At 54.7% G+C, this 13897-nt stretch carries 6 protein-coding genes and 1 pseudogene; 6 read left to right on the forward strand and 1 reads right to left on the reverse strand.

Annotation, left to right across the window (positions count from 1 at the left end; translation table 11 throughout):
- Positions 1–24 precede the first annotated feature (24 nt).
- The 5 genes and pseudogenes from QEH53_RS19275 to QEH53_RS19295 all read left to right on the forward strand — a co-directional run.
- Positions 25–1488, forward strand: a complete 1464-nt coding sequence (locus QEH53_RS19275) for an MFS transporter (protein WP_309024855.1) — start codon at positions 25–27, stop codon at positions 1486–1488.
- Positions 1489–2177: 689 nt separating this feature from the next.
- A complete protein-coding gene (locus tag QEH53_RS19280; RefSeq protein ID WP_309024856.1) occupies positions 2178–2849 on the forward strand; it encodes a hypothetical protein in 672 nt (223 codons plus the stop codon).
- 452 nt (positions 2850–3301) lie between these two features.
- A complete protein-coding gene (locus tag QEH53_RS19285; protein WP_309024857.1) occupies positions 3302–3649 on the forward strand; it encodes a hypothetical protein in 348 nt (115 codons plus the stop codon).
- A gap of 4 nt (positions 3650–3653) precedes the next feature.
- Complete coding sequence (locus QEH53_RS19290) at positions 3654–6257, forward strand: NB-ARC domain-containing protein (protein ID WP_309024858.1); 2604 nt, start codon at positions 3654–3656, stop codon at positions 6255–6257.
- A 40-nt stretch (positions 6258–6297) separates the two neighbouring features.
- Positions 6298–6601 (forward strand): annotated as a pseudogene (locus tag QEH53_RS19295) (cell filamentation protein Fic); the annotation flags it as partial.
- A gap of 435 nt (positions 6602–7036) precedes the next feature.
- On the opposite strand, the gene QEH53_RS19300 reads toward QEH53_RS19295, so the two are convergent.
- Positions 7037–8452: a hypothetical protein gene (locus tag QEH53_RS19300; protein WP_309024860.1), complete on the reverse strand. Its 1416-nt coding sequence runs from the start codon at positions 8450–8452 to the stop codon at positions 7037–7039.
- A 384-nt stretch (positions 8453–8836) separates the two neighbouring features.
- Between QEH53_RS19300 and QEH53_RS19305 the strand changes: the two genes are divergently transcribed.
- Positions 8837–13897, forward strand: a 5061-nt coding sequence (locus tag QEH53_RS19305) for a fibronectin type III domain-containing protein (RefSeq protein ID WP_309024861.1), incomplete at its 3' end; no start/stop codon positions are given.

Consider the following 13897-nt stretch of genomic DNA (forward strand, 5'->3'; position numbering starts at 1 on the left):
TTTGGTGGAGCCGCTCCCAATACCATGAAACCAGAAACCCCCGATTCTCAGACCCCAGACGCAACATCGCCTCCCGACAGCACTCTGGCCCAAGTCTCCAAACCACAGGGCGAGTATCGTACCTCGATAAAGGAAAAGCTGTCTTACGCCATCGGCACCATTCCCTTCATGCTAGGGTCCAGCGGCGTAATGCAGATCGCCAACCCACTCTACAACCTGACCCTCGGACTCAGCCCGACCCTAGTCGGCGTCGTCATGGCCATTGTCCGCCTATGGGACGGCTTCACCGACCCCCTCATGGGTTCTGTCAGCGACAATACCCGAACCCGCTGGGGACGTCGACGCCCCTTCATCGCACTTGGAGCCGTCCTCTGCGCCATCACCTTCCCCATAATCTGGCTCGTACCCATCGATTGGGGACAGACCGCCACTTTTGTCTACTTTCTCGTTACTTGCCTGATGTTTTTTACGGCATTTACGGTTTATGGCGTGCCGTACCTGACGCTTGGATACGAGCTCAGCTCGGACACCCACGAGCGTCTCCGTATCCAGACCTACCGCGCCATGTGTACGAAGATCATTAACTTCATCGCCCCCTGGATCTTCGTCATCGCCCAGCTAGACTTCTTCGACAGCACCATATCCGGATTCCGCACCGTTGGCCTCATCATCGGTGCGCTCTTCATCGTCCTCGCCATCCCAGCCGTTCTCAACACTCGCGAACGATTCAAGAAACGGGCAGCCAAGCAGCAAAAGGTCAAACTGGTAAAAGCAGTAAAGCTGACCCTCGCCAATCGCCCCTTCCGCTGTCTCGTCGCCATCGTCGTCGGCATGCTCATCGGCACCAGTATGGTCAACATCCTCGGTATCTACGTGAACAGTTACTACGTCTTTCCTGGCGACACCGAACAAGGGGCCAAATACCACGCACTTGCTCTCACCCTCTACGGAGTAGCCGGACTCGTTGCCGTTCCCATCGTCAGCAAGATCGCCAATCGCGTAGGAAAGCTCAAGGTCCTGCAATGGTGTCTCTTCATAGGCATCATCGCCTCCGCCAGCAAGTTCTTCAGCTACACGCCCCACGCCCCCTGGCTACAGTTCCTGACCATGCTGGCCCTTTCTCCTGCCTTCTCCGGCTTCTGGGTACTTATCGACCCCATGAAGGCGGATACCGCCGACTACGACGAACTCAGCACCGGCATGCGCCGCGAAGGCATGTACGCCGCGGTGGCCAACTGGATCGAAAAGGTCGCCCTTACCGGCACCCTGCTCGTTTCGAACTCTATGCTCGACATCACCGGCTTCGACGTCAGCAAAGGCGCCGACCAAGGTGACGGAGCAATCCTCTCTATCCGACTCTGCTATTCGCTGATACCCGCCGTCCTCTTGACAATCGCCTACATCATCGCTCGCAAGTATCCACTTACTGACGACGGCGTTATCGAACTAAAAGGCCAGCTGGAGGAACGTCGAGGTAAGGTAGTATAAAAGAGAAAAGGTAGGGCGTGCCCGCCGTACACACCGCGATTCCCCAATCGCACAGAACGCCCCCCAAAACGCATCCACCCCGGAGCCGCGACTACCGGTAGCCCTCCAGACAGCCAACGGAGAGCGCCGCCGACGCCCAGCAGCCCGCTACCTCGCTGCTTCCCTTATATTGGCACCATAGGCGCTTTTACCATTGGCACAGACTTTTCCACTGTGCATCAAAAGCCTGTCCTCAAAAGACTGAGCTTCACTTGAGACCCAGCCGCTCTCCCTTTCACTCTTCACCCTTCCCTTTTCACTCTTCCCACATGCCTCTCCACAAGAAGGCCTCTTCCACGAAAGACTCCACCGCCAAACTGCGACCAAAGCCCACCGGGCCGACCCCCAGTGCCCCGCCACTAACAGAGATTTCGACGACGCCGACCTCTCTCGCAACATGAACGAAACACCGAATACGTCATGTCAATTACAGGCCACAGCGCTCACGGGCAAAGCTGTTTATACTCTGGAAACCGCAACTTACGAAGCATCATTACCTTTGGAAGGCTCCGCTTCATCCGGGCAAAAAGAAACCTCGGCGCCTGTTCGCCGCAAGCAGCGAAGGAAGGGGTTCCGAGGTGTACATGTGTTACAATCGACACGATCGAGCCCTAGTCAAACGAAATCCTTGCGCCACACGCACCCTCCCCATGTCCCCGCCCAGCTACCTTAAGATCGAAACTGCGCTCCACACTGAACGACTCGACGCCTATCGCCAAGATGGAGCTGACGAAAAGATCGCCCTCGCTCGCTACGCTCTAAACATGGCGTTGGCGGAAGCGCTCTACCCCTCCCTCCAGTTCGCGGAAATCGCCCTCCGCAATGCCATCCACGCCTCCTTCACAAACCGCTTCGGAACATCCAACTGGTACGACGGAGCAATAAAACTCCTTCCTTGGCAAAGCGCCAAAGTCCAAGAAGCCAAAATCACTCTAGACAAGCTGAGCAAGCCAACCACTCCCGGTCGCATCGTAGCGGAGCTCAACTTAGGTTTCTGGACTGGCTTCTTCAACAAACAGCACAACCGCACCGGCCTCAGCCACCACATAGCAAAGACGGTATTTCCACATGCACCCAAGGCTGAACGCAACACCACCAAACTCGACCTCCGTTGGCTCGCCATCCGAGACCTGCGCAACCGAGTTTTCCACCACGAGCGCATCCTCCACTGGAAAGACCTCGGCCAGCGCCACCAGGACATCTCCACTACGACCAAATGGATCTGCCCTGAACTAGCCGCCTACGCTCAGAGTCTTGACCGCTTTGCAGCAGTCCGCAGCCACGGGCTTGCACCCGGGCTGAAAAAGATCGAACAACTCTGACACACGTAGCGCTGAGCTTAAGCCAGCGTCACCGTAGCAAAAACCTCAAGCACTGGCCCAAACACTCCACCCATCGCGACCAGATTGTAGTACTCCCTGTCTGATAATTTTCTAGAAGCCCATCCTTTCGCGAACACTCCCTTTCATGCCCAATTTTTCCTCTACCGTTAAAACGTCCGCGCCGCCTGCGGCCTTTCGTCCAGTCCCCTAAGCTGGCACCTCATGGGCCACCCTCCTCCCACGGCCCTCCCAATATCAACCAGCAGAGAACGCCCCTCGCTCCACCGCCTTCCAGCTCCCCGCTACCTAACCGCTTCCCTGATATTGGTACTATTCGCGCTTTTACCATTGGCACCGACTTTTCCATCGCCCATTAAAATCCCTGTCTTCGAAAGACCTAGGCCCATTCCCTAGGACCTGCTGTTCGATCGATCCCGCCTCACTCCCACACCATGCCTCCCCGCAAGAGAACCTCTCCAAAGAAAGACTCCTCCGCCAGGTTCTGGTTCGCCGCAGACAAGCTGCGCAACAACACGGGCGCCACCGTGCGACACCCGTGCCGCAGGCAAAGGCATACGCACCGTCCCGGGGCTCATCTTTCTCAAGCACATTATCCGGCTCTTTCAAGGAGCACCGGGTCAAGCTTCTACAGCGACCAAAAACTATTGGAAGCTTTTCACAAACTCTACGCCCCACTCTACGAACAAGCCGAATCCAACCGAGCCCAATCCCGCAACCTCGCCAATCTCCGCGACACGCTGCTACCGAAGCTGCTGAGCGGGGAGTTAACCCCTGTCTAACCTCATGAAACATATCGCGATAGAACAAGTGCTCGAACGTGCCGAGAGAGCAAAATCTGACTCCGACTATACCTATTTTTTCGCTCTCCTGTTTGCAGCTGAAGCTCTTGCGAAAACAATGGTGCTGGGAATGGTTGCTTCAATCGCTGATGACAAAGAGCGAAACCGCTACAGACTAGAACATCAACTTGCACGGGCAGATGGATTGGGTGATTGGGGAAGAGTTTTAGAGGACGCATTGATTGGCCCCGCTTCACAATATCTGCTAGCTGACGCAAGAGATGAACGAAGAGAACTGACACAAGCTTGTAAAGAAAGCGAATGGCAGTACGACGCAATCGCCGCTTTGAAAGCTGCTCTGCAGATTCTGGAAATCGAGAGCGAAGAACTTCCCGTAAAATCGGACATGAAACGTTGGTTTCGACTATTTGCAACCCTCCGCAACAAAACAAGAGCACACGGAGCACCTCAGCCAGAGAGAGCAGCAAGGGCAGCAGAACACATAGCCAAGAGCATCGAGCTAATATATAATAATTTCAGATTGTTCTCCAGACCCTGGGCTCACCTACACAGAAATTTGAATGGTAAGTTTCGAGTCTCTCCAATCACTGATGACGTCTCTGACTTTGCCTTTCTTAAGCAGGTACAGGATCGACAGTTCCCAAATGGCATTCATCTATTCATTGGAGCCCCTCGCCAGATTCTGCTGATGCGGACCGACCCAGAACTCCGCGACTTCTACTTCGCAAATGGTGGTCTAACAGGAAAAAAGTTTGAGATGTTGTCCTACTATTCGGACGACAAAATGAATGGTGAAGGGGCAGATTTCCTGACGCCCCCAGGCAGCTTGCCTCCGAGTGAAACAGAAGGTTACGGTGAGCTAATGCCTAAGGGCAGTTGCTTCACAAATTTGCCGGACCTTGTTAGTGACTACGTTAGTCGTCCGAGACTTGAAGAGGAACTACTCAAACTGTTGCGGGACGATAAGCGTTCCATCGTTACTCTGGTCGGTCGTGGTGGGATAGGAAAGACATCGCTAGCGTTAAAGGTCATTCCCGAACTATACAACGGTGAACACTTTGAAGGCATTGTCTGGCTGAGCGCTCGCGATATAGACCTCCAGTTTACCGGGCCGAAACCGGTACGGCCTCTGGTACTTTCGCCGGAGGACATGGGGAATTTCTACGCAGGATTAGTATTACCTGCAGAAAAAATCAAAGAAAAGGGCTTCAACTCTAGGGTCTACTTCGAGCAGCAACTTCAAAAGTGCGATCTCGGCCCATGTCTCTTTGTATTCGATAACTTCGAAACCACGCAAAACCCCATAGAAATGTTCAACTGGATCGATTCGTTCATCCGGTTACCAAATAAGGCTCTAATAACGACTCGGCTCCGCGAATTTAAAGGTGACTACCCGGTGGAAGTCTCTGGTATGGAGGAGAACGAAGCATGTATATTGATCAACCGAACAGCGGAGTCCCTCGAAATCTCAGATTTGCTTAGCAGCTCATACATCAATGAACTAGTCGAAAAGTCTGAAGGCCATCCATATGTCATAAAGGTATTACTCGGAGAAGTCGCTAAAGCAGGTAGGGCCATCAACATCCCCCGCATCGTCGCAGGCACCGAGGACATTTTAACTGCTCTCTTTGAGCGAACATATAGCTCGCTTTCTCCTTGCTCACAACGAGCTTTCCTAACGCTCTCCGCCTGGAATTCACCAGTCCCCTTACTCGCCCTTGAAGCAGTTATGTTCAGGTCAACACATGAACGGCAAGAGGTAGAGAAAGGGATTGAGTCACTGCAACATTATTCGATGGCCGAAATACACGTAGCTCCAGCTGATCAACAGGAATTCATAAGCCTACCGTTAGTTGCCAGTATCTTCGGTAAGAAAAAGCTAAATATAAGTCCATCCAAAGCGGCAATTCAGGCCGACGTTGAAATACTGCAGATGCTTGGTGCTAGCAGGCGCGATGATGTGCATCTCGGTTTGGCAAAACGCCTCGAGAACTTCATATCAAACGTCTCGAGGCGAATCGAGGGAGGTGCGACGTACGAATCATACGCTCCCGTATTGGAAGCCATCTGCCGGTCGTATAACCCAGGGTGGTTACTACTTGCACGTTGGCACATGGAAGAACGAACTGATGACGGATATGCTCGAGCAAAAGAAGAACTCAGAAGGTTTCTGGAGAACGGACCTCCCAATGGCGAAGCAGCAGAAGCTTGGAAGCTACTGGGTCACGCTTGCTATCAGACTCGAGATGCACTCGGTGAAGTGCATGCTTTCATAGAACGTGCGCAAGTATCTGACGTTAGCTTCTACGATCTATCCAACACAGCAAACAGACTAAATTTATTCTTACGCGATCAAGGTCTCGATATTGATAGAGAACAGAAGCGTGATCTAGCTACACGGATCATAGCAGTGCTAAATGCAAGGCGAGCAGAGGCAGGTGCTAACGATCTTTCCCGTATGGCATGGCTCGCAATTCACTCAGGTCAGGAGGACTTGGCGAGAGAGTTTGTTAAAGCGGGATTAGCGAAGGAAAGGAACAACCACCACCTTGTCAGGCTCGGCCAGCGACTAGGAATCTGTCTTTAGGTCATGCCCCCAACGAATCCACCGCCGAAAACCTGACCCCATGACCAAAAAGAAGCCAGATCCGGACGAGCACCCTAAGAAGAAAGCCAACGCATCGCCCATTCACTCCTCGGCGGCGGAACACCTGACTCTTGTCGCGGCAGGCGGTAGTTCGGAAGGCAGCATCGAAATGCTGCTACTAGGACGATTACATCTGGCTAACGCAGAAGATGGTGGCGGAGCTATACCGCGTCTCCATCCCCGCCATCAACCAGCACCTCAAGAGCATCTTCAGCGATAACGAATTGGAGGAAACCTCAGTTGTTAAGCAGTACTTAACAACTGCCGTCTGCGGCAAAAGCTACCACAAAACAACGGACATTTACACAACCGCTACGAAAGGTTTCTTTGCCGCGGTCTAAAGCAGAATACTCAGCACCGTGCACATACCAAACCGTGCTCGCCCAAGCCAAGCTCCTCCGCACAGAGTGGACGTAAGTAATGGGCACGACAGGACCTTGCCGTATTAACTCTCAAGGTCCCCTAAAAAAAGAACCCACCGTACCCATAATCTGTGACAATCTGTGTCATCTGTGGTTCTAAACACACACCCAATCATCCCCTCCTCATTCGTGTCCATTGCTTCGCCATCTCCGCGTCGCTCCGTCGTGGGCTAGAGAACACAAGCCACCTATTCGGACCTAACGCTTCGCCTCCCCCTTTCATCCAGACACGAAAAAGCCCACGCTTCCCCAGGCGTGGGCTTCCCCATTCAACTAGAACTACACTAACAAAAAGCTCTAAACCTTAGCGGGAACCACGCTTTCCTCAAAGTATTCCATCGCCATCAGCTCTTCCTCGATACTCGCAATCTGCGTGCGAATCAGCTCCGGGCTATAAAGCGACTTCAGCTCCACGAGCCCCACCGCTACGATAACGTTCTCCAGAACCGTGTTCGCCTCCTTGAGGTCCGCGATCGACTCCTTCACGTTGAAGCGTCCTGGCGTCGTAGGAAGCGGCGGCCAACGGCTGTCGGAAACCCAAGCGTTTGTCAGCAATCGACGCGCTTCCTGCAAGTCGTCACGCATCGTACCAAAGTCCGTCCCCAAACGTTGACTGACTCGACGCAAGCCATCGTGGATATCGCGGCAAACCGGATCCATGATGCGAGAGTAAACCGTATTGGCCCACGCCTTGGCGGTTCCTCCGTGCCACGCTATCCCATTGTCCACCTTGTAAACCTGGTCAGTCTTTATTACGTTCTCGCTGGAGTCTATCACCTCTGCTGGCGTTCCCAGTTCGTATCCAAGGTCTAGAGACACATCGAGCAACTCCTTAAATCGGTCCACGCTCTCCGGCATTGGCTCGAAGAATCGGGCTTCATTAAACTGCTTCACATAGAAATAAGCGCTCGTGCCGATGTATTCGGCATCTTCCGCGTACGGCATGATGAAGCTGCCGGTGTCCTCCACGCGTTGCGACCAACGCTCCAAGCTCTCGCGAATCTCATCCAGCTGCACGGGCGTCTCGCGATTTCCTTCGGTCGCCCCCATCAGGTACCAAAGCATTGGATTGGCCATCATATCGGAACGAAATATCAAACGCAACCCGTTGGACAGTTCAGTCGGGTTTGTCAGCAAGCGAAGGAAGTCAGGCTTGTCTTTGATGTAGTCCTCGATCCGGAAGAGCTTGTTCTTGTTACTGTGGCTGCGCACGTCGTAACTTAGGCCCGTCGCTTTTCGAATTTCGTCGAAGGATAAAAACAGGCTGTCCGCGTCGCCGATCAAATTCTTGAAGCCGGCCTCGCGGTAAATCGACGGCAAATACTCCGCCCAGCTGCATTCGGGATTCCATCCCGTATCCGGGCGGACCCCTACATAACGCTCCCAAGAATCGAGGCCGTCGAGCAAACTGTGGAACCCAATCTCTGGGTCGATATTCGACAGCATAATGTGCGTGTGCGGCGAAGCCACACCCTCAATGCGGCCTTCCTTTACCAGAGCCTTAAGCTTGTCCAGAGACTTTGGATACTGTTCCGCCATAATTTCCAGGGTCTTTCCGCTGGCTTCAAAGCCAATACGGTAGCGGTCGTCTGAAGCTACGAGGTCAAACAGTGGCTCATAGGACTGCTGAGCCACCCAACCTCGTTTCGACGGTTCGAGCTGGGAATATTGCAAGTTGCCATGGGGCAGGAAGAGAATCTTACGTTTTTTCATATGATCAGATAAAGTTATTTGGGGAGGATAACACTCTCGCCCGAAACCCGTCCGGGAGAAAGCCAACGGGCGATGACTAACTATTCACCCCCTGCAAATACCTAAGCCCCCTCCGCCGTCGCTCACTCAAAAGGTAACACCTGTATAAATCCGCTGTATACCCCAGTGACTCAGCAGCTTATTTATACATTGCCAAGTGGGTTGGCAGTCGGCTCTCGAGGGGACAAGACAGTGAAGAATACCTGTGTCACCACTGCCTCTAAATTTTTGGCAGGCTGGCGCAACAAGCCCCATCCCTCCGCCCCGCAGTCGCGAGCCGAAAGGGGTGAACGCCAATCAACCCACTCAGTGCAGTGCGCACATAACCCCCTGACACCCAAATCTATGAAAAGGTCGTTCCCGACGTTTCTATTAAAACTGCTGGCGACGCTTGCGTTGCTCGCCATCCCGGCACGAATGTATGCCGTTGACTACTATGTCACCCCCACTGGAGCCGGAGCACAAGATGGTTCCGACTGGTCAAACGCCTACGACGAAGACCAAATCGAGAACCTATTGAACAGCTCCGTTCCCGGCGACCGCGTTCTCCTAGGAAGCGGCACCTATACAGTATCACCAATCGATATCACCACCAGCGGCGTCGCGGGCTCTCCTAAGGCGCTGGAAGGCGTGGATACAGGCGGCGGACTCCCGCTCTTCCAAGGCACCTTCGACGTCAAAAACAACGCGAACTACACTTTTCTGGAATTCCCTGGAGCCGCCCATTACTGGGAAATCAAGAACCTGCGCTTCAAGGACCAACCCTTTGTGATTGGAATGAAGCGTAGTGGTACTACCGATACACTACGAACCAACATCCTCTTCGAAAACCTCCACTTCGACACCATCGAAGACGCGATTCGCCTCTACAATACCAGCGAAATCCTCGTCAAGGATTGTACCGTCATTCGCCATACTAAGAAAGCCTTCCGCATCGGCGACTACTCGAGCTTCGTCACCTTCGATTCCTGTTTTACCGACTGCAATGGAGGTGATCTGTCATTCCCGTCGCGCCCCATTCCTAACGGTTTTGCGGGCGACGACACCGATGGACAACCCATCATCCACGATATCACTTTCATCGACTGCGTCGCGATAAATAATGGATACAACCAATCCAGCTCACAATATTGGAACGGCGATGGCTTCAGCACCGAGCGCGGGACCTACAACGTATTCTACATCCGCTGCAAGGCCTACGGCAACAATGACGGTGGCTTCGACAACAAGGCCTCCTACATCACTTACCAAGACTGCGTCTCCGCCGGCAACTCGCGCGGCTACCGCCATTGGGCCGATAATGGCCAGATGTTTAACTCACTCGCCGCCTTCAACCACAAGAAGGGCGGAACCGGCTCTTCCTACGGACTCTGGGTCAGCGGCAATGGTGGCGAACTTACCGTCGACTACTCCACCATGCACGGAGGAGGCCACGGGATCACTGTTGAAAACGGTTCCTCGGTAACCGTATCCGATTCCATCCTTTCCACCACCAGCTCCTCTTCGGTGTTCGCATCTTCTTCGGTCAACCTGATCGATACCGCAACCTACCGTCCTGGCGAAGGCACCGACCCGCAATACGTAGACACAGACCCGACATGGCAGGGAGTCCCCCTCGACGCCATGGACAGCCAATTCTACGGCTTGACCAAGGGCTATAGCAGCGAGCGGGTGGACGAGACACCAAACGTCGCTCCTACCCTTTCCATCACGTCTTCCAGCACTGGAGGAGTTTCCCCGACCACTATCGATTTCACTTCCACCGCTTCCGACTCCGACGGATCCATCATCAGCACCCTTTGGGATTTCGGCGATGGCAATGTAACGAACGAGCCAAACCCTTCCCACACCTACAACGTCCCAGGCTCCTACGTAGCCGAATGCACAGTAACGGACAACCGTGGAGCCAAGGCATCTCAAAGCGTGAACATCGTAATCGATTTTCCCACCACACCAGTAGTTTCCCGTATCGAGTCTGGCGGTACAGCCGACTTCACCGACTCCAACGGAAACATTTGGTCTGCCGACCACAGCAGCGATAACGGCGGCGGACTTGCCGACCGCGGCGACATCGAGATCGCCGGCACCATCGACGACCGTATCTATCAAACTGAGCGCTGGGGAATCTCTGACTACCGCATAATCCTCGCCAACGGCCTGTATGAAGTGAAACTCCACTTCGCTGAAACCTACTTCGGTATCACAGGAGCTGGACAACGTATCTTCACCGTTTCCGCTGAAGACAGCTACCCAGCTGGTTGGGTCGACATCGACGTATTCGGTGAAGCAGGCGGTACCAACGCCGCCCTCATCAAGTCAGGCTTTGTCGAAGTGGAAGACAACATCCTCGATCTCGTCTTCACCGGTTCGGTCGACAATCCAATGATTAGCGGCATCGAAATCCTTCCCACAGTCTCCGGAGATCTTCCTCCCCAGCCATCCGCTAACTTCTCCGCTTCGAACCTTCAAACCAACGGATTTACCGTCAGTTGGGACGCTGCAAGCGACGAAACAGGAGTAGCAAGCTACGACGTTTACCTAAACGGTCAATACGAAGGAACGACCAATACCACCTCCTACGTCTTCACCGGCCTAGATCCTTACACTTCCTATTTCGTCAGCCTCCGCGCTCGCGATTTGAACGGTAACCTCTCAGCCCCAAGCGACGAGACCATCGTCAAAACCCTCGACGACGGAACCGTTGGCAACGAAATCATTCTCGACAACGACGCCCAGCTCGGTGTGAGCTTCGTCGGAGAGTGGCCCACTAGTAGCTCGTCATCTGGGTATTGGGGAGACAACTACCAGCACAACAATGACACTGATCAAGGAAGCAAATCCGTTACCTACACGCCGGACCTGCCAACTACACGAACCTACGACATCTATCTTCGCTGGACCAGTGCCAGCAACCGAGCGAGTAACGTACCCATCGATATCGTACGCGCAAACGGTACTGACACCGTCATGGTTAACCAGCGCAGTGATGGCAGCGCATGGAACCTGCTCGGTACCTACGAGCTCGCAGCCGGTACTCTCAACAGCGTCGTACTCCGCACCGACAACGTAAACGGATACGTCATCGCAGACGCAGTCCGCTTCCTCGCTAACGACGGCCCCGCTCCCGACACGGAGGATCCAAGTACGCCCGCCAACCTACAGAGCAGCGCCGTTGGCGAAAACAGCTTCACCTTAACTTGGGAGGCTTCCACCGACAACGAAGCGGTCTCCGGCTATGAAGTCTACCTCAACGGCTCGCTCTACAGCACCGTCACCGAGGCTTCCGAAACAATCACCGGCCTCTCGCCCGAAACCGCTTACGACGTGCAGGTGATCGCATTCGACGCAGCGGGCAACAGCTCAGCCGCAAGCGCTAGCCTCACTGTCACCACGCTAGCGGAAACCACCGGCGGCGGTGGAGGAACATCTAGCGACGGCATCATCAGCTTCAACGTCACCGACCCCGGCCTCGAGTTAACAGCAACTGACAGTCTAGGTGCGGTGCCTGCAACCAACTGGCACAACTCCACCGTGAACAACGAGTCATTCACCGACGTTAGCGATAGCGAAGGCATTGCCACCACGCTGGACTTCCGCTTCTCGAACACGCCGTTCTTCTACCCGAACAACACTCCAGAATACGCTGCGCCACTCGCCGACGACGCATCCATGATGCGCACCCAGCGAGCCAACAGCAGCTCCACCAGAACTGCCGCTTACGCCGAAGCAGTCCCCTATGATAACTACGACATCTACGTTTACTGGGGTGGCGTGCGCTCCGCCGATTCACCGCCCGAGACCATGACTGTCGAGTACCAGACCTTCGACGGATCCAACTGGGTGACTCAAGAAACCAAATACATCCGCGACGACGACCGCCAATGGGACGGATCCTACAACGAATCCACCGCAGTCACCGCTGCCGGTGCCGTCGACGGAAACGAATACATTGTCTTCCGCGCACGTTCGGACGTGGACTTCAAGATCCTCACCACCTCCGGACGCCGTGTCGGCATGAGCGGCCTGCAAATCGTCTCCCACGACGTCACGCCTCCAAGCGCTCCCACTAACTTGCAAAGCAGCAATATCGGTGAAAACAGCTTCACCCTTAGCTGGGACGCTGCCTCAGACAACGTAGCTGTCACCGCCTACGACGTCTACCTCGACAGCGCCTTCCACGGAACTGTAGCCGACACCACGATAGACATCACCGGTCTGTCGCCAGAAACCACCTACAGCGCTACCGTCGTCGCTCTCGACGAAGCAGGAAACGCATCCGACGAAAGCGCTGCCCTCATCGTCACCACGGGCAGCGTCAACGGCGGAGGCTCGACAAACGGAGACACCATCAGCGTCAACATGGCCACCGAAAACAACCAGCTAGCGCCTGGCGACATCGCAGGCGCCGTACCAGCTGCTTACTGGAGCAATTCCACGGTGAACAACGAAAACCTGGTAGACGTCCTCGACAGCAACGGAAACGCGACCACAGCTGATATCAAGTTCACCAATACAGCCTATCCCTACGCCAACGAAACGCCGGATATGGCCGCGCCCCTAGATGACGACGCCAAGATGATGCGTAGCCAGCGAGCTCGCAGCAACGTCTCCTCCATGGCCTTCGAGGCCTCCGAGATCCCCTACGCCACCTACGACCTTTACGTCTACTGGAGCGGCCGTAAGTCAGGGGAAACCGTGCCTATCACCATGGACGTAAACCTGCAGTACCACGACGGATCGACCTGGGTCGTCCAAGCCACCAAGTACATTCGCGATGCGGATCGGAAGTGGGACGGGACCTACGACGAATCCACCGCCACCACCGCGGCCGAAGCGGTCGACGGAGAAGAATACGTCGTATTCCGCGGCCTCACGGAAAGTTCCGTCCGCGTAGTCGGAGTTTCCGGACGCCGCACCGGACTCAGCGGATTCCAGATTGTTTCCCAGGATGGTCAAAGCGGTTCCGGCGGAACCGGAGAACCAAACGGCAACAGCCCCGAAATCACCAGCGATTCGACAGCTACTGGAACCTATGGTGACCTGCTTAGCTACAGTATCCTCGCTTCTGATACACCTACGAGCTACGCAGCCACAGGGCTCCCCGCTGGATTGACCATCGACGAAAACACAGGAGAGATCGCCGGAACACCGACCGAGACAGGAAGCTTCTCAATCGAACTCACCGCTACCAACCAATACGGCAGCGGTACCGGTACCCTCGTTCTCGACATTGCGCCGGCTAGCCAAGCCATCACCTTAGACGCGATCAGCGACAAGTCCTATGGCGACGCCCCCTTCGCAGTGAACGCCTCCGCCAGCTCGGACCTGCCAGTTGCGCTATCAGTGCTCAGCGGTCCAGCCGAAATCTCCGGCAACACCCTCACCCTCACCGGTGCCGGTTCCGTA

The organism is Pelagicoccus sp. SDUM812002 (assembly GCF_031127835.1).
Taxonomy (GTDB): Bacteria; Verrucomicrobiota; Verrucomicrobiia; order Opitutales; family Opitutaceae; genus Pelagicoccus.

Bases quoted from the DNA above. Each gene is read 5' to 3' on its own strand.
- QEH53_RS19275 (WP_309024855.1), top strand. From the start codon at position 25: ATGAAACCAGAAACCCCCGATTCTCAGACCCCAGACGCAACATCGCCT.
- QEH53_RS19280 (WP_309024856.1), top strand. From the start codon at position 2,178: ATGTCCCCGCCCAGCTACCTTAAGATCGAAACTGCGCTCCACACTGAA.
- QEH53_RS19285 (WP_309024857.1), top strand. From the start codon at position 3,302: ATGCCTCCCCGCAAGAGAACCTCTCCAAAGAAAGACTCCTCCGCCAGG.
- QEH53_RS19290 (WP_309024858.1), top strand. From the start codon at position 3,654: ATGAAACATATCGCGATAGAACAAGTGCTCGAACGTGCCGAGAGAGCA.
- QEH53_RS19300 (WP_309024860.1), bottom strand. From the start codon at position 8,452: ATGAAAAAACGTAAGATTCTCTTCCTGCCCCATGGCAACTTGCAATAT.